This is a genomic window from Sphingobium sp. SA916, assembly GCF_002894065.1.
In the GTDB taxonomy this organism is placed as follows: domain Bacteria; phylum Pseudomonadota; class Alphaproteobacteria; order Sphingomonadales; family Sphingomonadaceae; genus Sphingobium; species Sphingobium fuliginis.
This window is the reverse complement of sequence record NZ_LXYF01000001.1, coordinates 58,781-78,563: the sequence shown is the minus strand read 5'-3', so window position 1 is coordinate 78,563 and position 19,783 is coordinate 58,781. Positions and strand designations below refer to the sequence as shown.

The 19,783-nt window shown below is 66.8% G+C and carries 20 protein-coding genes; 15 read left to right on the top strand and 5 right to left on the bottom strand.

The genetic code is table 11. The features are described 5' to 3' along the window. Nucleotides 1-59: 59 nt before the first annotated feature. Together A8G00_RS00390 and A8G00_RS00385 are read left to right on the top strand one after the other, a co-directional pair. On the top strand, nucleotides 60-1,364 hold the full coding sequence (locus A8G00_RS00390; protein ID WP_044662518.1) for a HAMP domain-containing sensor histidine kinase: 1,305 nt from the start codon (nucleotides 60-62) through the stop codon (nucleotides 1,362-1,364). Further along, on the top strand, nucleotides 1,364-1,717 hold the full coding sequence (locus A8G00_RS00385) for a YbaN family protein (RefSeq protein ID WP_025551412.1): 354 nt from the start codon (nucleotides 1,364-1,366) through the stop codon (nucleotides 1,715-1,717). Before A8G00_RS00390 ends, A8G00_RS00385 begins: the two co-directional genes overlap by 1 nt. 227 nt (nucleotides 1,718-1,944) lie before the next feature. Here A8G00_RS00385 and A8G00_RS00380 read toward each other — a convergent pair whose 3' ends face one another. Together A8G00_RS00380 and A8G00_RS00375 are read right to left on the bottom strand one after the other, a co-directional pair. Then, on the bottom strand, nucleotides 1,945-3,210 hold the full coding sequence (locus A8G00_RS00380; RefSeq protein ID WP_102999681.1) for a DUF445 domain-containing protein: 1,266 nt from the start codon (nucleotides 3,208-3,210) through the stop codon (nucleotides 1,945-1,947). Nucleotides 3,211-3,310: 100 nt separating this feature from the next. Continuing rightward, complete coding sequence (locus A8G00_RS00375) at nucleotides 3,311-4,051, bottom strand: SIMPL domain-containing protein (protein WP_253257870.1); 741 nt, start codon at nucleotides 4,049-4,051, stop codon at nucleotides 3,311-3,313. A 138-nt stretch (nucleotides 4,052-4,189) separates the two neighbouring features. Here A8G00_RS00375 and A8G00_RS00370 point away from each other — a divergent pair, with 138 nt between their 5' ends. Genes A8G00_RS00370 through A8G00_RS00355 form a run of 4 tightly spaced genes read left to right on the top strand, consistent with a single transcriptional unit; the run spans nucleotide 4,190 to nucleotide 7,977 of the window. Beyond that, nucleotides 4,190-5,968 carry an ABC-F family ATP-binding cassette domain-containing protein gene (locus tag A8G00_RS00370; RefSeq protein WP_102999680.1) on the top strand — a complete coding sequence of 593 codons (1,779 nt, stop codon included), beginning with the start codon at nucleotides 4,190-4,192 and terminating at the stop codon, nucleotides 5,966-5,968. Nucleotides 5,969-6,027: 59 nt separating this feature from the next. Beyond that, nucleotides 6,028-6,753 carry a VIT family protein gene (locus A8G00_RS00365; RefSeq protein WP_044662513.1) on the top strand — a complete coding sequence of 242 codons (726 nt, stop codon included), beginning with the start codon at nucleotides 6,028-6,030 and terminating at the stop codon, nucleotides 6,751-6,753. Between the two features lie 35 nt (nucleotides 6,754-6,788). Further along, complete coding sequence (locus A8G00_RS00360) at nucleotides 6,789-7,328, top strand: glutathione peroxidase (RefSeq protein WP_102999801.1); 540 nt, start codon at nucleotides 6,789-6,791, stop codon at nucleotides 7,326-7,328. 16 nt (nucleotides 7,329-7,344) lie between these two features. Then, nucleotides 7,345-7,977, top strand: a complete 633-nt coding sequence (locus A8G00_RS00355; RefSeq protein WP_025551404.1) for a trimeric intracellular cation channel family protein — start codon at nucleotides 7,345-7,347, stop codon at nucleotides 7,975-7,977. A 27-nt stretch (nucleotides 7,978-8,004) separates the two neighbouring features. Here the strand turns inward: A8G00_RS00355 and A8G00_RS00350 are convergent, their stop codons facing one another. Further along, entirely contained in the window at nucleotides 8,005-8,310 is a 306-nt protein-coding gene (locus A8G00_RS00350) for a plasmid stabilization protein (protein WP_102999679.1), read from the bottom strand. A gap of 132 nt (nucleotides 8,311-8,442) precedes the next feature. On the opposite strand from A8G00_RS00350, the gene A8G00_RS00345 reads away from it, so the two are divergent. The 5 genes from A8G00_RS00345 to A8G00_RS00325 all read left to right on the top strand — a co-directional run bounded on the left by A8G00_RS00345 (nucleotide 8,443) and on the right by A8G00_RS00325 (nucleotide 11,879). Beyond that, nucleotides 8,443-8,784 carry a hypothetical protein gene (locus A8G00_RS00345; protein WP_102999678.1) on the top strand — a complete coding sequence of 114 codons (342 nt, stop codon included), beginning with the start codon at nucleotides 8,443-8,445 and terminating at the stop codon, nucleotides 8,782-8,784. Further along, nucleotides 8,781-9,029, top strand: coding sequence for a hypothetical protein (locus A8G00_RS00340; protein WP_025551399.1), 249 nt, complete (start codon nucleotides 8,781-8,783; stop codon nucleotides 9,027-9,029). Before A8G00_RS00345 ends, A8G00_RS00340 begins: the two co-directional genes overlap by 4 nt. A 118-nt stretch (nucleotides 9,030-9,147) precedes the next feature. Continuing rightward, nucleotides 9,148-10,077: a DUF808 domain-containing protein gene (locus tag A8G00_RS00335; RefSeq protein WP_025551398.1), complete on the top strand. Its 930-nt coding sequence runs from the start codon at nucleotides 9,148-9,150 to the stop codon at nucleotides 10,075-10,077. A gap of 3 nt (nucleotides 10,078-10,080) precedes the next feature. Further along, the gene (locus A8G00_RS00330; RefSeq protein ID WP_102999677.1) at nucleotides 10,081-11,457 is read left to right on the top strand and encodes an MATE family efflux transporter; all 1,377 of its coding nucleotides are present in this window, start codon (nucleotides 10,081-10,083) and stop codon (nucleotides 11,455-11,457) included. Nucleotides 11,458-11,558: 101 nt separating this feature from the next. Beyond that, nucleotides 11,559-11,879: a hypothetical protein gene (locus A8G00_RS00325; protein ID WP_025551395.1), complete on the top strand. Its 321-nt coding sequence runs from the start codon at nucleotides 11,559-11,561 to the stop codon at nucleotides 11,877-11,879. A 156-nt stretch (nucleotides 11,880-12,035) separates the two neighbouring features. Here the strand turns inward: A8G00_RS00325 and rnr are convergent, their stop codons facing one another. Then, complete coding sequence (gene rnr, locus A8G00_RS00320; protein ID WP_102999676.1) at nucleotides 12,036-14,345, bottom strand: ribonuclease R; 2,310 nt, start codon at nucleotides 14,343-14,345, stop codon at nucleotides 12,036-12,038. A 363-nt stretch (nucleotides 14,346-14,708) separates the two neighbouring features. Continuing rightward, the gene (gene sppA, locus A8G00_RS00315; protein ID WP_102999675.1) at nucleotides 14,709-16,610 is read right to left on the bottom strand and encodes a signal peptide peptidase SppA; all 1,902 of its coding nucleotides are present in this window, start codon (nucleotides 16,608-16,610) and stop codon (nucleotides 14,709-14,711) included. Nucleotides 16,611-16,765: 155 nt separating this feature from the next. On the opposite strand from sppA, the gene gpmA reads away from it, so the two are divergent. The 4 genes from gpmA (at nucleotide 16,766) to A8G00_RS00295 (ending at nucleotide 19,781) form a co-directional block, all read left to right on the top strand. Next, complete coding sequence (gene gpmA / locus A8G00_RS00310) at nucleotides 16,766-17,452, top strand: 2,3-diphosphoglycerate-dependent phosphoglycerate mutase (RefSeq protein WP_048578042.1); 687 nt, start codon at nucleotides 16,766-16,768, stop codon at nucleotides 17,450-17,452. A 102-nt stretch (nucleotides 17,453-17,554) separates the two neighbouring features. Beyond that, nucleotides 17,555-18,049 carry a 5-(carboxyamino)imidazole ribonucleotide mutase gene (gene purE / locus A8G00_RS00305; protein ID WP_102999674.1) on the top strand — a complete coding sequence of 165 codons (495 nt, stop codon included), beginning with the start codon at nucleotides 17,555-17,557 and terminating at the stop codon, nucleotides 18,047-18,049. A 1-nt stretch (nucleotide 18,050) separates the two neighbouring features. After that, nucleotides 18,051-19,121, top strand: a complete 1,071-nt coding sequence (locus tag A8G00_RS00300) for a 5-(carboxyamino)imidazole ribonucleotide synthase (protein ID WP_102999673.1) — start codon at nucleotides 18,051-18,053, stop codon at nucleotides 19,119-19,121. 132 nt (nucleotides 19,122-19,253) lie between these two features. Continuing rightward, nucleotides 19,254-19,781 (top strand): dihydrofolate reductase, encoded by a 528-nt coding sequence (locus tag A8G00_RS00295; RefSeq protein ID WP_102999672.1) that lies wholly within the window; start codon nucleotides 19,254-19,256, stop codon nucleotides 19,779-19,781. Nucleotides 19,782-19,783 lie beyond the last annotated feature (2 nt).

The window sequence follows — 19,783 nt, the reverse complement described above, 5'->3', positions numbered from 1 at the left end:
CTTTTGCGTCTTTGACTGACCAGCCGCAAGTTAGCTCGACCGGATCGCTCAGCCGCCGCATGATCGGCATCGCGGCGCTGTGGATCAGCCTGCTGCTGCTGGGCGGCGGGCTGGCGCTGGATCGGGTGCTTTCCGACGCGATCACGCGCAATTTCGACGATGGCATGAACTATGTCCTGACCGCCATGATCGCGTCGGCCGAGATCGGGCCGGACGGAGAGGTGCTGTTCAACCGCGAGCCTGCCGACCAGCGTTTCCTGGAGCCCAATAGCGGCATCTATTACCAGATCAGCGGCAAGGGGCATGAGGATTGGCGGTCGCGTTCGCTGTGGGACCGGGCGCTGAAGGTCAATCCGGAGCATCATGACGACGCCCCGCACATCTACGACAGCAACCAGTTTCCGGGCGAAGACCTGCGCGTGATGGAACGCAGCATCATCCTGCCCGGATCGGACACGCGCTGGATGTTCATGGTGGCGCAGGCGCGCGAGGGACTGGACGCGCAGATCAAGACGCTGCGATCCACCCTGTTCGAGAGCTTTGCCCTGCTGGCGCTGGGGCTGATCGTGCTGGCGACGTTGCAGACCATTTACGGGCTGCGGCCGCTGCGCAAGGTGCGGCATGAAATCGTGCGGATGCGCGCGGGCGAAAAGAATCGCGTGACCGAGCCGATGCCCGCCGAGGTGCTGCCCATGGTCGAGGAACTGAACGCCCTGCTCGCCCATAATGAGCGGCAGGCGGAGGAAGCGCGGACCCATGCGGGCAATCTCGCCCACGCACTCAAGACGCCGCTGACCGTGATCATGAACGCCGCGACCGCGCAATCGCCCGATCTGGGCGATACGGTCATCCGGGAAGCGACGACGATGCGGCGGCAGGTCGACCACCATCTGGCGCGGGCGCGCGCGGTCGGACGGCGCGGCGCGGCGCAGAGCCGGGCGGAAGTATGGGCCAGCCTGGATGCGGTGGAAAGGGCCGTCCAGCGGCTCTATCCCGAAGTCCGCATCGACATGGACGGCGACAAGGAAGCCGCCGTGCGGGTCGAACGGCAGGACCTGGACGAAATGCTGGGCAACCTGATCGAGAACGCCGCCAAATATGGCGGAGGCAGCGTGTTCGCGACCGTAGGGCGCAAGGGGGCGATGGTCGAAATCCTGGTGGAGGATGACGGCACGGGCATTCCGCAGGCAGACCGCACGCGCATTTTCGACCGGGGCGTAAGGCTGGATTCGGGGAAGCCGGGGACAGGCCTTGGCCTCGCCATCGTGCGGGACGTCGCGGAAATCTATGGCGGGTCCGTCGCGCTGGAGGAAAGCGACGATCTGGGCGGAGTTCTGGTCCGGCTGCGGCTGCCCGCGGCCTGATGCGGCGGCATCTCTATCTTGCCTGCGGTTTCCTGTCGCTTGGGCTGGGGGCGGTCGGAGCCTTCCTGCCGCTCCTGCCGACGGTGCCGTTCATGATCCTGGCGGCCTTCTGCTTCGCGCGGTCGAGCCCGGCGCTGGAGTCGCGCCTGCTGGAGCACCGCCATTTCGGTCCGCATATCCGGCATTGGCGGGAAAAGGGCGCGATCAGCCGGCGAGGAAAGAAGGCGGCGCTGGCGGCTTTTGCTTTCAGCATGGTGCTGGCGCTCATATTTTCGCCATTTCCGTGGTTCTTGGTCCCTGCGGCGGCCGCTGCGATCGGCGGGACATGGATATGGACGCGGCCCGAAGCTTGAAGCGCGACCTTATCCGCGCAGAAAGCGGGCAGGCCGTTTTTCTTCCCCCGTTCGCCCTGAGCCCGTCAGACCTGTGCTGATAGCCGGCCTTGCACGCAGTCGAAGGGCGCTTCAGCTCTTCTTGAGAGAGGTCATTTCAGGAGAAAGGCGAAGGGCTTCCAACAGGCTCGGCCCGAACCGTGCTCTTGTGTCCGTCCCTGGCCCTCATCCGCCAAATCCCGCATATTCTACAGCAGCGTATCGATGCTATGGATGGCAAGTCCCACCAGCCCGCCCACCAGCGTGCCGTTGACCCGGATATATTGCAGGTCGCGGCCGACCGCATGCTCAAGCCGGCTGGTGACGGTCCCCGCATCCCATCCGCGCACCGTCTCGCTGACCAGCTTGACGATGGCATCGCCATAGGTTGCCGTCGCCCCCACGGCGGCACGCCGCACGAAGCGGTTGATAAGGAACCGCAGCCGCGCGTCCTGTTGCAAGGTCGCGCCAAGCTGATGGAGCGCTTCGCCCAGACGCCCCGCCATCGCCTTGCCGGGATCGCGCACCGCGCGCAACAGCCCGCCGCGCGCCTGTTCCCACAGGCCATCGATCCAGCGCTGCATTGCCGGATTGTCGACAACCTCGTCACGGATGCGCGCCACGCGCGCCTGCATCTCCAGATCGAATTGCAGGTCGGCGGCGAGCTTCGTCAGGCCCTCCTCGGCCTTCAGGCGCAGGCTGTGCGCCGGGTCCTGCGCCATGTCGGCCAGCAGCTTGCGCAGCCCGTCGATGATCGCATTGGACAGATTTTCGTCAAGGCCGGTCCAGCGCATTATCTTGCCCGACCGGTCATGCACCATCTGCCGGATCAAATGGTCGTTCGCTTCCAGCGTGCGATCCGCCCATAGGATGATGCCGTCCATCACCGGGGCGTGGCGCCCGTCCCGCATCGCGGCTTCCAGCGCTTGCCCGATCAGGGGGGCAAGGTTCATGGCGCGCAGGCGCTGGGCGATGGCGCCCTTCACCATGCCGCCCAGCCGTTCCTGGTCCAGCGCTTCCAATATATCGGCGGCGAGCCGGGACGCGCCCTCGCGCAGCCTGCCGTCGCCGCTGGAGGGACTCGACAGGAAGCGTCCCGCGGCGGCCGCCATGTCCAGCCGCTGCATCCGCCGCGCCACCACGGCGGGCGTAAGGAAATTGTCGCGCATGAACAAAGCGAGCGTATCCCCGATCCGATCCTTGTTGCGCGGGATGATCGCGGTATGCGGGATCGGCAGGCCCAGCGGGTGGCGGAACAGGGCCGTGACGGCGAACCAGTCGGCCAGTCCGCCGACCATCGCCGCCTCGGCAAAGGCCTGGACGAAGCCGATGGCGGGGTGGAGATGCGCCGTCGCCCGCGCCGCCAGGAACAGCGCCGCCATGACCAGCAGCATGCCCGTCGACACCGTCCGCATGCGCCGCGCCGGATGGACAGGGCTGGCGACGGCGGGCCGGGGCGGAGCAAGCATCTTCATGACCAGCTAACGGTTACGCCGCCGTTTCGTTCAGGCAAGCGCTTCTTTTCCGGGGAAGGGGATGGAAGGCCGGCAATTGGCCGAAGGGCGCCTGGCCGCCTTATTTTTCCAGCGCATATTGCACCGTCAGCGTCACCGAGGACCCGACCTGTCCCGGCTCCACCGGCGTCGCCGGCGCTGAGTCCGCCTTGAACCGCGCCGCTGCCATCACCGGCATGGGCGGCTGCCCGCCGCTGTTGCTCTCCGCCAGCGAGACGAGCCTTGCCGAGCGATAACCCGCCGCCTGGGCATAGAAATCGGCCTGCGCCCTGGCTGTCTTCAACGCCGCCGCCCGGGCCTGCGCCAGCATCGGCGCGGGATCGCTGATCGAGAAGCTCGGCCCGTTCACATTGGTCGCTCCGGCCTCCACCATCGTGTCGAGCAGGGTTCCCACCTTCCTGATGTCGCGCAGCTTCACCGATAGCTGGTTCGAAGCCTCATAGCCGATGAAACGCGGCCCGGCGGGCTGGCCGTCGCGGTTGCTATAGTCATATTGCGCGCTCAGATTGATGCCGCTGGTCTGGAGGTCCTTCTTCGGAATGCCCGCCTTCACCAGCGCGGCGACCAGCCTGTCCATCTGCACCGCATTGTCGCGCATCGCCTGCGCGGCGGTCTGGGCGCGCGTCTGGACCCCGGTACCCACCGTCGCCATGTCGGGCGCCGCCTCCACGGTCTCGGTGACGTTCAATGTCACGACCGGCGCGGTTTCTGCGATGGTCACGCTGGTCTGCGCAGCGGCCGCGACGGGTAGGGCGGCGGCGGCAACGACAGCGGATGCCATCAGGGCGAACGTGGATTTCACAGGGCTTTCTCCTCAAGAAGCGATGCAGCGACATTGTGACGGCTGCGATGAATGGACGCTGACATGCGTTGAAAGCCGTCAGACAGCTTCCGGTTCCCCCCCTTGCCCCAGGCGCGCCAAAGCCCTAGCTGCACGGCCATGGCGGCTCCCATTCTCTCCTTCGAAAATCTTGGCCTGTCCCAGGGCACCCATTGGCTTTTCCGCAATCTCGACATTTTCGTCGGGGATCGGGACCGGCTGGCGCTGATCGGCCGCAACGGCGCGGGAAAGACCACGCTGCTGAAACTGATCGCCGGCCAGATCGAACCGGACGAGGGCACGCGCTCCGTCCGTCCTGGCGCCCGCGTCATCATGCTGGAGCAGGACCCTGACGTTTCCGGCTTCGCCACGCTGCGCGACTTCGCGCTGGCGGGCCAGTTCGCGCCGCCCGCGCATGAGGTGGACGCCATCGCCAGCCAGCTCGGTACGGACCTCAACCGAGAGGCCGCGACCGCTTCGGGAGGCGAACGCCGCCGCGCCGCCATCGCCCGCGCCCTCGCCAGCGAACCCGATCTGCTGCTGCTGGACGAACCGACCAACCATCTCGACATCGACGCCATCGACTGGCTGGAGGGCTGGCTCGGCCGCTATAATGGCGCGTTCATCGTCATCAGCCATGACCGCGCCTTCCTGACGCGCCTCACGCGCCAGACGCTGTGGCTGGACCGTGGCGGCATTCGCCGCAACGAGATCGGCTTCGGCGGTTTCGAGCAGTGGATGGAAGCGGTCTATGCCGAGGAAGCCCGCGCCGCAGAGAAGCTGGACGCCCGGCTCAAGATCGAGGCGCACTGGCTGGAACGCGGCGTCACCGCCCGGCGCAAGCGCAACCAGGGCCGCCTTGCCAAGCTCCACGAAATGCGGGCCCAGCGCGCCGCCATGGTGGGACCGCAGGGTGTCGCGAAAATCGCCGTCGCCAGCGACGACAACAAGACGAAAAGCGTCATCACCGCTGAGCATGTCACGAAGAATTTCGGCGACCGCACCGTCATCAGGGATTTCTCGCTGCGCATCCAGCGCGGCGACCGGATCGGCATCGTCGGCGGCAATGGCGCGGGCAAGACCACGCTCCTCAAACTGCTGACCGGTGAACTCGCGCCCGACAGCGGACAGGTCCGTCAGGCCAAATCGCTCGACATGATCTTCATCGACCAGCAGCGCAGCCTGATGCAGGCCGACAGGCGCGTGCGCGACGTTCTGGCCGAAGGCGGCGACTGGATCGACGTGCGCGGCACGCGCAAGCATGTCCATGGCTATCTGAAGGAATTCCTCTTCGACCCCTCGCTGGCGGAGGCGCGCGTCGGCACCCTGTCGGGCGGCGAGCGCTCACGGCTGCTGTTCGCCCGCGAATTCGCCCGCGAATCGAACCTGCTGGTGCTGGACGAACCGACCAACGACCTGGACCTCGAAACGCTCGACCTGCTTCAGGAAGTCATTGCCGATTATGAGGGCACCGTCCTGATCGTCAGCCACGACCGCGACTTCCTCGACCGCACGGTGACGGTCACGCTTGGCCTGGACGGCTCCGGCACCGTCGACGTGATCGTCGGCGGCTATGCGGATTGGGTCGCCAAGCGCCAGCCGAAGAACGCGCCCAGGCAAGAGAAGAAGGCTGCGGCGCCGCCGCCGCCGAAAAGCGCGTCGACCAAGCTCAGCTACAAGGACCAGCGTGATTTCGACCTGCTGCCCAAGCGGATAGAGGAGATGGAGGCGGCCATTGCCCGCGATGAGGAAGCGCTGGCCGATCCCGATCTCTACAGCCGCGATCCCGGCAGGTTCGACCTGCTCGGCAAGGCCATCGAAAAGGCTCGCGCCGAAAAGGAAGCCGCGGAGGAACGCTGGCTGGAACTGGCGGAAAAGGCGGAAGGGCTGGGTGCCTAGAATGCCTTGCGCCATCCTCCTCATCTGGTAGCCAGATAGCGGAAAAAGGGGACAGGCGCATGGAACAATCCGCGACGATGCAGGACAATGACATGATCGACGGCCATCATGCGGTCCATTATGTCAACCGCGTCGGCTGGCTGCGCGCGGCCGTTCTGGGCGCCAATGACGGCATCGTCTCCACCGCCAGCCTGCTCACCGGCATCGCTGCGTCGGGGGCGTCGCGGGATACCATCCTTCTGTCGGGCATCGCCGCGCTGGTGGCGGGCGCCATGTCGATGGCCGCGGGCGAATATGTGTCCGTCAGCGCCCAGTCCGATACGGAGCGCGCCGATCTGGCCAAGGAAAAGAAGGCGCTCGCCCAACAGCCCCATGTGGAATGGGAGGAATTGCGCGACATCTACGTCGATCGCGGCCTGACGGCTGACCTCGCGGGCCAGGTGGCGACGCAGTTGATGAATGTCGACGCGCTCGCCGCCCATGCGCGGGACGAACTGGGCATTTCCGACATCAGCACCGCGCGGCCCGTCCAGGCGGCGCTGACCTCCGCCGCGACCTTCTCCGCAGGCGCGGTCGCCCCTGTGCTGGCCGCCGTCGCCAATCCGTCGCACGCCATAGCGGCCGTCGCCGTCACGTCGCTGCTGTGCCTTGCGGTGCTTGGCTATGTCGGCGCCCGCCTGGGTGGCGGCGGGGTAGCGCGGGCGGTGGCTCGCGTCGTCTTCTGGGGCGTTTTCGCGATGCTTGCGACCTCCGGGGTAGGAAAGCTCTTCGGCGCCGCCATATGATGGGGGAAGCCGTCCATTCGCAAGGAGAGCATGCCATGATCCAGCAAATCCCGCTCAAGACCATCAAGGGCGCCGACGCCAGCCTGGCCGACTATGCGGGCAAGGTGGTTCTGGTGGTCAACGTCGCCTCCCGATGCGGCCTGACCGCGCAATATGAGGGGCTGGAAAAGCTCTATCGCGACTATAGGGACAAGGGGCTGGTCGTCGCCGGCTTCCCCGCCAACGACTTCGGTGCGCAGGAACCGGGCAGCAATGAAGAGATCGCGACCTTCTGCACGACCAATTTCGGCGTGGATTTCCCGATGTTCGAGAAGATCGTCGTCACCGGGCCGGAAAAGCACCCGCTCTACGCAGCGCTGACCGGCGCGCAGCCGAGTTCGCAGGGGGACGGGGCCGAGTTCCGCGAAAAGCTGATCGGCTATGGCATCACGCCCAATCCCGAACCCGAAGTGCTGTGGAATTTCGAGAAGTTCCTGATCGCGAAGGATGGCAGCGTGGCCGCCCGCTTCGCACCCTCGACCGCGCCCGACGATGCCGGGCTGATCGCGGCCATAGAGGCGGAACTGGCGAAATAGCGCCCAGCGCCGCCCCATGAACCAGACGCTGCTGCCGCAAATCGGCCCGGTGCTGGAGACGCTCGGCATCGTCGGCACTTTCGTCTTCGCCGCGTCCGGGGCGCTGGCGGCCGCGCGCCTGCGCCAGACGCTCGTCACCTTCGCCTTCTTCGCGCTGGTGACGGGGGTAGGGGGCGGGACTGTCCGAGACCTGCTGATCGGCGCGCCGGTCTTCTGGGTCCGCGACGCCGTGCCCGCCATCGCCTGCATGATGGCGGCGCTGCTCGTCTGGTTCACCCCGCGCCGTTTGTGGAGCGACAGCGCTCTCGACTGGCTGGATGCGGTGGGGCTCGCCGCCTTCGCCGTCTATGGCGCGGCCAAGGCGATGAGCTATGGCGTGCCGCCGCTGGTGGCGGCGATGATGGGCGTCGTCACCGGCTGCGTCGGCGGCATCATGCGCGACCTGCTGGCGGGGGAGCCGTCCATATTGTTGCGGCCGGAACTGTACGTGACGGCGGCGGCGCTCGCGTCGGGCCTGTTCGTCGCCCTGCGCTGGATCGGGCTGGACGTCCCCGTCGCGGGCGTCATCGCCGCGCTGCTCGGTTTCCTGCTGCGGGCCGTCGCGATGCGAAAAGGGCTCGGGCTGCCGCACTACCAGACGGAAGACTGAACCGGCGTTCGCGGATAGCCTCCGCCGTCACCCATGCGCCTTTTTCCGCCGGGTTTCCCAACCCTTTCTGGCGGCGGCGGACCGATCGGCGGCCGGACGCCGGGCCGACGCCGCGCCGCCCTTCTTCCCGCCCTTGCGCGAGGAGGCATGGCTGTCCGGCTTGCCCCGGCCGGAGCCGGATTTGTTGCCGCCGCCCGATTCCTTGTTGACGGTCGCCCAGGCGCGCCGTTCCGCTTCCTTGCGGGCCACGCCGCGATCCTCATAACCCTGCTCGATATGCTCCGCCTTGCGCTTCTGCTTGTCGGTGTAGCTGCTCTTGTCGCCCTGGGGCATGATCGTCTCCTTTTCCTTGCATTCCAGGCTAACGATCGAACCGGCGGGCCGTTCACATCGCTGCACAGGCGTTACGACGCGGGAACCGAACGACGGGGGGAACAGGGCGGTCCGGCCCGCGTTCACCAGCGCATGGAGCAGCGCATTCTTCTCGAACGGCTGGCGCGGCATCTGGCCGCCGGCAATCCCGACCTGGGTCCGGATCGCTGGCAGGAACAGGTGGAAACCGCGGCAGGCCTGCTCGCCATCATCAAGGACCCCGACGATGCCATGCGGCAGGCGGGTGACGAACGGGTCTGGCAGGCGATGATCGACGCCGCGCTGCGCCAGCGCTGGGCCGTCGCCTCCGCGCCGTCCGTCGAACCGCCGGGCGGCACCGACGAGGAAGGCGACATCCCGCTGACGCCGGACACCGTCAGCGGCAACCGGGCCGAATGGGTCCATCTGCACCAAATACAGGAGAAGCCGAAATGAAGGGGTTGTTGAAACTCGCATTCCTCACCGGACTGGGCGCCGTGGCGTGGAGGGGATGGAAGGAGTGGCAGGCGCAGCGCGACGCGGGCGACTATCGCGGGACCGGCTTCTCCTCCGGCCCGGTGCGCGATGCCGGGCCGGACGAGCAGCATATCGACGCGCGCGACTGGGACATGGTGGACGAGCAGGTCGATGAAAGCTTCCCCGCCAGCGACCCGCCGGGCAATTATCGCGGGCTGCATTGAGCCGCCGGCTCGCCCCCTTATCGATCCGATCGCTTCCCAATCCATTGCACCGCTTGCGCCCCGCCTCTATTGAGGCGGCTGCCGGTCCCATGCCGGGGCCAACAGGGGAATAATATCAATGCCTTCGGGTCTGATCGCGCTGCTCGACGACGTGGCGGGGATTGCCAAGCTTACCGCCAGTTCGCTGGACGATGTCGCCGCCGCCGCGGGCAAGGCGGGCTCGAAGGCGGCGGGCGTCGTGATCGACGACACCGCCGTCACGCCGCGCTATGTCATGGGCCTGACGCCGGACCGCGAACTCCCCATCATCTGGAAGATCGCCAAGGGATCGCTGCGCAACAAGCTGCTGTTCCTGCTCCCTGCCGCGCTGGTTCTGAGCGCCCTCGCACCCTGGCTTCTGCCCCCCTTGCTGATGCTGGGCGGCGCCTTTCTCTGTTTCGAAGCGGCCGAAAAGCTGCTGGAGGCAGTGCAGGGCGGCCACGATCTGGCGGAGGAGGCGCTGGAAACGCACAGTTCGAAGGAACTGGAGGACCAGAAGGTCTCCGGTGCGATCCGCACCGACTTCATCCTCTCGGGCGAGATCATGGCGATCGCGCTCGGCACCGTGGCGGCGGAACCGATCTGGGAGCAGGCGATCGTCCTGATCGTCGTCGCCTTCCTGATCACCGCCGGCGTCTATGGCGTCGTCGGCTTCATCGTGAAGATGGACGATATCGGCCTGCATCTGGCGGAGCGGCGTTCGGCCGGCGCGCGGGTACTGGGCCGTGCGATGGTGAAGGCCATGCCGGTGCTGATGCGGATATTGGGCGTCGTCGGCACGGCGGCCATGCTCTGGGTCGGCGGGGGCCTGATCGTCCACGGGCTGCACGAATTTCACTGGGATCTCATCCCCGGCGCCATCCATCATGTCGCGGAAGCCGCGGGCCGGGGGCTGCCCGCCATCGCGCCGGCGGTGGAATGGGTCGTGAACGCGGCGGGCGCGGCTATCGTCGGGCTGGTCGTCGGCGGCATCGTCGTGGCGGTGCTGCACCTCTTCAAAAAGCACTGATCGATGCGTTCACCCTGGCGTCTGGAGGCCGGGGCGCTGACCGCGCTCGCGCTGCCGATGATCGCGGGCAATATCGCCTGGGCCGGCATCGCGGCGACCGACCTGCTGCTGCTGGGCCGGCTTGGCGCGGGCGCGGTGGCTTCGGGGGCGCTGGCGATCAACCTGTTCAACGCGCTGCTGATCTTCGGCATGGGGCTTGTCACCGCCGCCGCGCCGCTGATCGCCACGGAACGGGGGCGTCGGCGGCATTCGGTGCGCGACGTCAGGCGGACGGTGCACCAGACGCTGCGCGCGGCGACCCTGTTCGTACTGCCCGCCTGGGCGCTGCTCTGGGAAAGCGAATCCATCCTGCTGCTGATGGGGCAGGAGGCGGACCTGGCGGCGCAGGCGGGCGAACTGATGCGCGGCCTGCAATGGGCGCTGCTGCCCTTTCTGGGCTTCACCACGCTGCGCAACTTCATTTCCGCGCTGGAACGGCCGGTCTGGGGCCTGATCATCATGGTCTGCGCCATCCCGTTCAACCTGCTGGCGGGCTGGACCCTGATCTTCGGGCATCTGGGTTTTCCCGCGCTGGGGATTTTCGGCGCGGGCATCGCCAGCACGCTGTCCTCTTCCTTCCTGTTCCTCGGGCTGCTGTCGGTCATCCTGATCGACCGGCGGTTCCGCCGCTATCGTCTGCTGGGACGATTCTGGACCCGTGATCGCGAACGGCACCGGGCCGTATGGGCGCTGGGCCTGCCGATCGCGATCACCCTGGGGCTGGAAACCACCGTGTTCAACGCCTCCGCCTTCCTGATGGGGCTGATCGACCGCGACTCGCTGGCGGCGCACGCCGTCGCGATCCAGATCGCCGCGCTCGTCTTCATGGTGCCGATGGGCATCGGTCAGGCGGCGACCGTGCGCTTGGGCCTCGCCTATGGAAAGGGGGATCTGGCGGCGGTCGGCCGTGCGGGCTGGCTGGCGCTGGCGATCGGGACCGGATTCGCGCTGATCGCCGCGACGATGCTCATCGCCTTTCCGCGCATGCTGATCTCCGCTTTCCTGAACCTTGCCGATCCCGCCAATGCGCGGACCGCGATGCTGGCGGTCGGTTTCCTGGGCGTCGCGGCGCTGTTCCAGTTGGTGGACGCCGCGCAGGCGGTGGGGGCAGGGGTATTGAGGGGCATACAGGATACCCGCGTGCCGATGATCTTCGCCCTGATCGGCTATTGGGTGATCGGCATCGGCATCGGCATCGTCCTGGCCTTTCCGCTGGGGTTGCAGGGCCTTGGCATCTGGCTGGGACTCGCGAGCGGGCTGGGCGTCGTCGCGCTGCTGCTGGTGGCGCGCTGGGCCTTGCGTGAGCGGCTGCATCTTCTATCGCGCAGGCGAAACGCCTGAATCCATTTGTCGCGGGCATGGGCCGGGTTGCGTCGCCGTGCGATGGTGCGACGCACAAAGCAATTGAACCGGCGCGTCAAATCGGTAATGAAAAACGCATTATGAACGCTCCTACCATGTTCTTCGAGGCGATAGCGCTTCAGAAATGTCTGATGGCGACCTACAACAAGATGGTCGTGAAGCTCGCGCCGCACATCCTCTACACGCGCCATGACGAAATGTTCATCGACGCGGTGACGATAGAGCGCGACGGCCGCCCGCCGCGGGAGCTGAAGCTCGGCACCTTCAAGCTGGCGGGACTGAACGACGTCAGCCTGGTCGATGAAAAGTTCGAGGCGATGCACGGCCTCTATGATCAGGGCGACAGCAAATATAAGGGCGTGACCCTGTTCGCGGTCGAGCCGGAGAGCGCGGCAGCCTGAAGCCGCATTGACGGTTGAAGAGGAAAAAGGGGCGGTCCTGCGGGGCCGCCCCTTTTCGTTCACGGTCACGCCGTGGAGGTTGCAGCGCCATCTGCTCCTGCAAGGACAGGAACTCGCGTCAACCCGCGCCGTGGAAGCTTCATCGCAAAGGGGCTCTCACCGCCGATGCTTGCCCCGCTTCGATCCGATGTGCCGGATATTGGTCGGCCGCCCGCGCCTGACGCTGCCGGGCCGCACGCGGTCCTTCTTGAAGCTCGGCCGCTGGGGCAGGGCGTCGGGCAGTTCGAAGCGCAACGAGCCGTTGATCGGGTCCGCTTCGGCCAGCCGCAATTGCAGCCGCTGCCCGACCGTATAGCGGTCCCCGCTCTCCACGCCTTCCAGCGCCCGCCCGGCTTCGTCGAAGAAGAAACGCTCGTCGCCCAGCGTCGACACCGGCACCAGCCCGTCGCCGCCCAGCCCCTCGACCGTGGCGAAGAAGCCGAAGCTCTGCACCCCGGTGATCCGCGCCTCCACCAGATCGCCCACATGCGCCGCCAGGAACGCCGCGACATAGCGGTCGATGGTCTCCCGCTCCGCCTCCATGGCGCGGCGCTCATGCTGGCTGATCATCTCGCCCACGCGGCCCATATTCTCCATATCCTCGCCGCTCAGCGAAGACCGGTCGGGAATATCCCCCTTGGGCGCGGGCAGCTCCAGCCCATAGGCGCCCACCAGCGCCCGATGCACCAGCAGGTCCGCATAGCGCCGGATCGGCGACGTGAAATGCGCATAGGACCCCAGCGCCAGCCCGAAATGCCCCATATTGGACGGCGCATAATAGGCCTGCGTCTGGCTGCGCAGGATCTGCTCCATGATCTGGGGCTTCTCCTCCGCTTCCCCGATCCGCGCGATCAGCCGGTTGAAGGTGGCGGGTTTCACCACCTGCCCCAGGGCGAATTCGATGTCGAAGGTCGCCAGATAATCCTTCAGCGCCACCAGCTTGTCCCTACTCGGCGGCTCATGGACACGGTACATGACCGGCGCCTTCTTGGCCTCCAGCGCCTTTGCCGCCGCGACATTGGCGGCGATCATATAATCCTCGATCAGCATATGCGCGTCCAGCCGCTCGCGCACCGCCACGCTGACGATCTTGCCATATTCGTCCAGCACCACCCGCCGCTCCGGCAGGTCCAGCGCCAGCGGTTCCCGCTTGTCCCGCGCCTTGCGCAGCAGCGCCCAGCAGGCCCAGAGGGGCTTTAATGCCGGTTCCAACAGGTCAAGGGGCTTTTCGCCGTCGATTGCCGCCTGCGCATCCTCATAGGCCAGCACCGCCGCCACCCGGATCACCGCGCGGGAAAAGCGCCAGCTCTTCACCTTGCCCGCCGCATCCAGCACGAGGTGACAGGCCATGGCCGCACGATCCTCGCCCGCCCGCAGCGAACACATGTCGGACGAAAGCTGGTGGGGCAGCATCGGCACGACCAGGTCGGGGAAATAGACGCTGTTCCCGCGCTTCCTCGCCTCGCGGTCCAGCGCGCTGCCCGGACGCACATAATAGCTGACGTCCGCGATCGCGACGATCGCCTTGTAGCCGCCCTCATTGGCCGGATCATCATCCGGCGCGGCCCAGACCGCATCGTCATGGTCCCGCGCATCGACCGGATCGATGGCGACGATGGGCAGGTGCCGCAAATCCTCCCGCTTCTCCTCATGCAAGGCGAGGCTGGAAGCCGTCACCGCCTCCTCCTCGACCCGCTCGGAAAAGACGTGGGGAATGCCATGCTTGTGGATGGCGATTAGGCTGAAACTGCGCGGCGCGAAGGGATCGCCCAATATGTCCGTCACCCGCGCCGTGGTCCGGGGCGGGCGCCCCACCGGCTCGGCCAGCACCAGATCGCCCTTCTTCGCCGTGCCGGCGTCCGAAATCGGGGTATCCCGCCGGATGCGCTTGTCGACCGGGCGCAGCCACAGCTTGCCGCCATCCGCTTCCTCGACCACGCCCAGCAATTCCTCGCTCGCCTTGGCAAGCTTCTTCATCGGATGCGCGACCCAGCCGCGCCCCGCTTCCTCCGTCCGCGCCAATATGCGGTCGCCAATCGTCAGCGCGCCGCGCTTGCCCCGCTCCATGACGCGCAGCCGGGGCGCGGGCTGTCCCTCCGCCTCCCAGCGTTCCGGCGTGGCGATCAGGGTGGTGTCGTCGACATCCACGATCCGCAGCACCGTGACCTTGGGCACGCCGCCCATCTTGTGGAAGGCCCGCGCCGGGCCGATGTCGATCAGCCCTTCGTCCGCCATGTCCTTGAGCAGCGCCTTGAGCGCGATCTTCTCCTGCCCCTTGAGACCGAAGGCCTTCGCGATCTCCCGCTTTCCGGCCGGCTGGTCGGACGTGGCGATGAAATCCATCACCTGCTCGCGCGTCGGGAAACCTGCGGGCCGCACCTTGGTCCGGGCGGAGTCGGATTTCTTCTTCTTTTCGGTGGATGCCATGGACCAGCTATAGGGAGAGGGGCTCCCCCGCGCCAGTGTTCCATGGCGAAGGGTCGATGTGAAAAGATAACGGCTGCAGGAAGGGCCTTTGTGGCGTCTGGGCTGGGTGAATAAGCGGACACCCGCTTTACCCCTCTCCCTCGAGGGAGAGGGCTGCGCAGACTTGGCAGCTTGCTGCCTAGTCGTAGCTGGGTGAGGGGGTTGCGATCCAACGGATCGCGCGGGCCTCAGGCCCGCCCCTTCCTCATCCAACCCCGCCCACGCTCCTTTGCCGCCAGGGCTTCCCATCCCCCTCCCTCAAGGAAGAAAGGAATGTCCGCCACTGGCCATCAATCCCCATGCCACATCAAGCAGCACCGCACATCACCGCCACAGCCCAAGCAGCAGCGCCACCATCCCCCGTTCATCCGCCGCCGTCGCCACCCGCGGCGCGCCATAGCCCCGGCACTCCAGGCAATCGGCCCGCACGCCCGCGCCGCTCACCAGCGCGCGCACATCGGCGACAGCCTGCAAAGCCCAGTTCCGCTGCACGATCGCCTGCCGCCCGAGCAGGTCGCGCCCGACCATGGCTGACGGGGCCCCGGCATCGTCCTCATCCTCCCGATCCATGATCGACTGGACGAATTCGGCGAACTTGTCCGGTTCCTTGGCAATGCGATAGGGCCTGGCCTTGGCCGGATCGATCTTCGCCAGCCTCGCCGCCTCGGCAATCGCCTCTTCCAGCCCGCCGAAGCGATCCACCAGGCCGATCTGCCGCGCCGTGCCGCCGTCCCAGACGCGGCCCTGCGCAATGGCATCGATCTGCTGGGGGGTCTTGCGGCGCGATTGCGCGACCAGCCCGACGAAGCGGCCGTAAATATCCTCGACCCCCATCTGCATGATCCGGTCGAACTCCGGCGTGGTGCCCCCGGCAATGTCCGGCTGGCCCGACAGCGGCGTCGTCTTCACGCCGTCGGTGGTGACGCCCATCTTCGCCAGAGTGCCCTCGAAGCTGGGTATGATGCCGAACACGCCGATCGAACCGGTGATCGTATCCGGCTCCGCGAAGATCACATCGGCCGGCGTCGACACCCAATAGCCGCCGCTGGCCGCCACATTGCCCATGGACACCACCACCGGCAGACCTTCGGACTTCGCTTCCATGATGGCGCTGCGGATCTTCTCCGACGCCATCACCGATCCGCCCGGCGAATCGACCCGGACCACCAGCGCCTTCAGGTCCTTGTCCGCCAGCGCCTTGCGCAGCAGCGCCGAAATCGTGTCGCTCGCCGCCGTGCCCGGCCCGGCCTCGCCATCGACGATGTCGCCCGCAATGGTCAGCACGCCGATCTCGCCGTCATTGGCGGGCTTGTGCGCCCTCATATAGTTTTTAAGATCGATGGCGGCGAAATTCCCGGCCCTGTCGTCCGGCGCATCGCCCGCAACCTCTGCCACCCGCGCGCCGAAGGCCGCTTCGTCGCCCACCCGGTCGACCAGCCCGGCGCCCAAGGCCGCCTTCGCCAGATTGCCGCCAGCCGCCTCCGCCAGAGCCGCCGGATTGCCGACATAGGCCGCCAGCCGCGCCCTGGGCCGCGCCTTGGCCACTTCCTGCCGCCAATCCTCCCACAGCGCATCGGCGAGCGCCTGATTGGCCTGCTTCGCTTCCGGCGACTGGCCGGTCCGCGTGAAGGGCTCGACGAAGCTCTTGTAGGTGCCGACGCGATAGACATGGGTGTTGACCCCCAGCTTGTCGATCAGCCCCTTGTAATACAGCCCCGATCCGCCGCGCCCGGTGATCGCCACGCCGCCCAGCGGGTCCACCCAGCTTTCGCTCGCATGCGCGGCCAGTTGATAGCTGTCGTCGCTATAGATGGCCGCATAGGCGAAGACCGGCTTCTTCGCCGCGCGCACCGCGTCCAGCGCCTTGCCCACCCGCGCCAGCGCCACCTGACCGCCGCCCATGAAACCGTCCAGGTTCAGCACGACGGCCTTCACCTTCCTGTCGTCCCTGGCGGCATCCAGTGCGGTAACGATGTCGGCCAGCCCATATTCCTTCGCCCGGTCGCTCCCGCCCGACAGCAGCGCCATCGGATCGATTTCCGACGGCTGTTCGACGATGGTCCCGTCCAGTTTCAGCAGCAGCGCGCCGCTGCCGACGCTCTGCGCGGGCTTGGGCGACCAGGACAGGGCGGCATAGAGCGCCCCGAAGAACATCAGCAGGAACAGCAGCACCAGCCCGTCCTTGATGGCCACCAATATGCGCCACACGCCCTTCACAAATGCCAAGTTGCCGGTTCCTTCCTTCAGCTTCTGCGTGGGCTATCCCATCGACGGACCGACTGCAATGTGGGGGCAGGCCGGGGCCGCGCAAGCTTGCGTCGGATATTTCCCGCGCTATGGGAGGGCGCAATTCTTGGTTTCTCGTGCAGGAGACACGCTTCATGCCCACGCTCGTCCTCATCCGCCACGGCCAGTCGGCCTGGAACCTCGAAAACCGCTTCACCGGCTGGTGGGACGTCGACGTGACCGAAAAGGGCGCGGAGGAAGCCCGCGCCGCCGGCCGCCTGCTCAGGGAAAAGGGGCTGGACTTCGACCAGTGCTACACCTCCGTCCAGACCCGCGCGATCAAGACGCTGAACCTGGTGCTGGAGGAAATGGGCCGCCTGTGGCTGCCGGTCGAAAAGGACTGGCGCCTCAACGAACGCCATTATGGCGGCCTTACTGGCCTCAACAAGGCGGAGACGGCGGCCAGGCATGGCGACGCGCAGGTGAAGATCTGGCGCCGCAGCTTCGATACGCCGCCGCCGCCGCTGGAGGCGGGCAGCGAGTTCGACCTGTCGAAGGACCGCCGCTATGCCGGCATTCCGATCCCCTCGACGGAATCGCTAAAGGACACGATCGCCCGCGTGCTGCCCTATTGGGAAGAGCGGATCGCCCCCGACCTCAAGGCCGGCAAGCGCGTCGTCATCTCCGCCCACGGCAATTCCCTCCGCGCGCTGGTGAAGCATCTCTCGAACATTCCCGACGATGAGATCACCGAACTGGAAATCCCGACCGGTCAGCCCATCGTCTATGAACTCGCCGACGACCTGACCGCCAGGGACCGCTACTACCTGTCGGAACGCTAGAAAGTCCCCCTCCCGCAGGGGGAAGAAAGAAGCATTGCCCCTCCGCGAACCTCCCGCTAAGGGGCTTTGCTTTCCGCATGATCAGGGAAAGTGCGAAGCGAAATGACCGGGGCACTCGAAGCCGTGCAAGTCGGCATCATCATGGGCAGCCGATCCGACTGGGAAACGATGCGCCACGCGGCGGACACGCTGGAGGCCCTCGGCGTCGCCCATGAATGCAAGGTCGTCTCCGCCCACCGCACCCCTCAGCGCCTCTACGACTATGCCACCGGCGCGGTCGGCCGGGGCCTGAAAGTCATCATCGCCGGAGCCGGTGGCGCCGCGCACCTTCCCGGCATGGCCGCCTCCATGACGCGCCTGCCAGTGCTGGGCGTGCCCGTGGAATCCAAGGCGCTGAAGGGCATGGACAGCCTGCTTTCCATCGTCCAGATGCCCGGCGGCGTTCCGGTCGGCACGCTCGCCATCGGCAAGCCCGGCGCGATCAACGCCGCGCTCTTCGCCGCCTCGATCCTCGCCACCACCGACGAAGCGCTGGCGCAGCGCCTCGACGCCTGGCGCGAAAGGCAGACCAACGACGTAGCGGACACCCCCGAATAAGATGACCATCATCCCGCCCGGCTCCACCATCGGCATATTAGGCGGCGGCCAGTTGGGCCGGATGATCGCCATCGCCGCCGCGCAGCTTGGCTATCGCACGCACATCTACGCCCCGGAATCGAGCGGCCCCGCCGCCGACGTCTCTCCCCGCTGGACGCAGGGCGCCTATGAGGATGCCGACGCGCTGGCGGCCTTCGCCGACAGCGTCGACGTCGTCACCTATGAGTTCGAGAATATCGATCCCTCGGCGGTCGAAGTCCTCGCCACCCACGGTCTCGTCCGCCCCGGCGCCCAGGCCCTGCGCGTAGCTCAGGACCGCCTCGCGGAAAAGCGCTTCGTCTGCGACCTGGGCGGCCTCACCGCGCCCTTCGCCCCGGTCGAAAGCCTGGACGACCTCGAAGAGGCGCTGGACCAGATCGGCAGTAGGGCGATCCTCAAGACCAACCGCATGGGCTATGACGGAAAGGGGCAGGCGCGCCTCTCCGATCCCGGCGATGCAGTCGGCGCGTGGAACGCCATTGGCCGCCAGAGCGCCATCCTCGAAGGCTTCGTCACCTTTGCGGAGGAATTCTCCGTCATCCTCGTGCGCGGCGCCTATGGCGACATCCGCTTCTGGGACAGCGCCGCCAATGTCCACAGGGACGGCATTCTCGACAGTTCGACGGTTCCCGCCGGCGCGCGGATCGAAGGCCAGCTTGCCGAAGCCCGCGCCCTGGCGTCGAAAGTCGCCGACGCGCTCGACTATGTCGGCGTCCTGACGCTGGAATATTTCGCTAGCGCCGATGGCCCGGTCTTCAACGAAATGGCCCCGCGCGTCCACAATAGCGGCCACTGGACCATCGAAGGAGCGGTGACCAGCCAGTTCGAAAATCATGTCCGCGCGATCTGCGGCCTGCCGCTGGGCGACACCGGCCTCGCCGCGACGAAGGTGGAGATGCGCAACCTGATCGGCGTCGAGGCCAATGACTGGCTGCAGATCCTGTCCGATCCGGCCAATCACCTGCACCTCTACGGCAAGCATGAAGCCCGCCCCGGGCGCAAGATGGGCCATGTCACCCGCCTGACCCTCTAACCTCTCCTCCTTCGCCCTGAGCTTGTCGAAGGGCTTCACTTCTCTTTAAAGGGGGAGGCGATGGGGGCTTCGAAAGGCTCCGCCCGAACGCAGGATGGGTGTCGTGATCGATCAAATATTGGCCCGAACCGCATGACCAGTCCCACCGCCGAAATCCTCCTCATCCTGGCCCGCGCCGACAATGGCGTGATCGGCCGGGACGGCGACCTGCCCTGGCGCCTGCCCGCCGACCTCCGGCATTTCAAGGCGCTCACCCTCGGCCACCCGATGATCATGGGCCGCAAGACCTTCGACAGCCTTCCTGGCCTGCTGCCCGGCCGCCGCCATATCGTCCTGACCCGCGACAGCACATGGAGGGGGGAGGGCGCCGAAACCGCCCACAGCCCGCGGGACGCCATAGCCAGGGCCGCATCGCCCACCGTCACCGTCATCGGCGGCGCGGAAATCTACAGCCTCTTCCTGCCTTTCGCCCATCGCATCGAACTCACAGAGGTCCATGTGGATGCGGAAGGCGACACCCGCATCGCCTATCCCGATCCCGCCGACTGGCGGGAAGTCGCCCGGCAGGACCATCCGGCCGAAAATGGCCGCCCCGCCTACAGCTTCGTCACTTTCCTCCGCGCCGCCGCGCATTGCCAGCGGCCGGACGCATCCCTATAGCG

What these genes read in the sequence shown, in the direction of transcription:
- A8G00_RS00345 (WP_102999678.1), top strand. Translation starts at nt 8,443, where the DNA reads ATGGAGCAGCGCATTCTTCTCGAACGGCTGGCGCGGCATCTGGCCGCC.
- A8G00_RS00365 (WP_044662513.1), top strand. Translation starts at nt 6,028, where the DNA reads ATGGAACAATCCGCGACGATGCAGGACAATGACATGATCGACGGCCAT.
- A8G00_RS00330 (WP_102999677.1), top strand. Translation starts at nt 10,081, where the DNA reads ATGCGTTCACCCTGGCGTCTGGAGGCCGGGGCGCTGACCGCGCTCGCG.
- A8G00_RS00360 (WP_102999801.1), top strand. Translation starts at nt 6,789, where the DNA reads ATGATCCAGCAAATCCCGCTCAAGACCATCAAGGGCGCCGACGCCAGC.
- A8G00_RS00340 (WP_025551399.1), top strand. Translation starts at nt 8,781, where the DNA reads ATGAAGGGGTTGTTGAAACTCGCATTCCTCACCGGACTGGGCGCCGTG.
- A8G00_RS00295 (WP_102999672.1), top strand. Translation starts at nt 19,254, where the DNA reads ATGACCAGTCCCACCGCCGAAATCCTCCTCATCCTGGCCCGCGCCGAC.
- A8G00_RS00300 (WP_102999673.1), top strand. Translation starts at nt 18,051, where the DNA reads ATGACCATCATCCCGCCCGGCTCCACCATCGGCATATTAGGCGGCGGC.
- A8G00_RS00350 (WP_102999679.1), bottom strand. Translation starts at nt 8,310, where the DNA reads ATGCCCCAGGGCGACAAGAGCAGCTACACCGACAAGCAGAAGCGCAAG.
- A8G00_RS00370 (WP_102999680.1), top strand. Translation starts at nt 4,190, where the DNA reads ATGGCGGCTCCCATTCTCTCCTTCGAAAATCTTGGCCTGTCCCAGGGC.
- A8G00_RS00325 (WP_025551395.1), top strand. Translation starts at nt 11,559, where the DNA reads ATGAACGCTCCTACCATGTTCTTCGAGGCGATAGCGCTTCAGAAATGT.
- A8G00_RS00385 (WP_025551412.1), top strand. Translation starts at nt 1,364, where the DNA reads ATGCGGCGGCATCTCTATCTTGCCTGCGGTTTCCTGTCGCTTGGGCTG.
- rnr (WP_102999676.1), bottom strand. Translation starts at nt 14,345, where the DNA reads ATGGCATCCACCGAAAAGAAGAAGAAATCCGACTCCGCCCGGACCAAG.
- A8G00_RS00390 (WP_044662518.1), top strand. Translation starts at nt 60, where the DNA reads ATGATCGGCATCGCGGCGCTGTGGATCAGCCTGCTGCTGCTGGGCGGC.
- A8G00_RS00335 (WP_025551398.1), top strand. Translation starts at nt 9,148, where the DNA reads ATGCCTTCGGGTCTGATCGCGCTGCTCGACGACGTGGCGGGGATTGCC.
- A8G00_RS00355 (WP_025551404.1), top strand. Translation starts at nt 7,345, where the DNA reads ATGAACCAGACGCTGCTGCCGCAAATCGGCCCGGTGCTGGAGACGCTC.
- A8G00_RS00380 (WP_102999681.1), bottom strand. Translation starts at nt 3,210, where the DNA reads ATGAAGATGCTTGCTCCGCCCCGGCCCGCCGTCGCCAGCCCTGTCCAT.
- gpmA (WP_048578042.1), top strand. Translation starts at nt 16,766, where the DNA reads ATGCCCACGCTCGTCCTCATCCGCCACGGCCAGTCGGCCTGGAACCTC.
- purE (WP_102999674.1), top strand. Translation starts at nt 17,555, where the DNA reads ATGACCGGGGCACTCGAAGCCGTGCAAGTCGGCATCATCATGGGCAGC.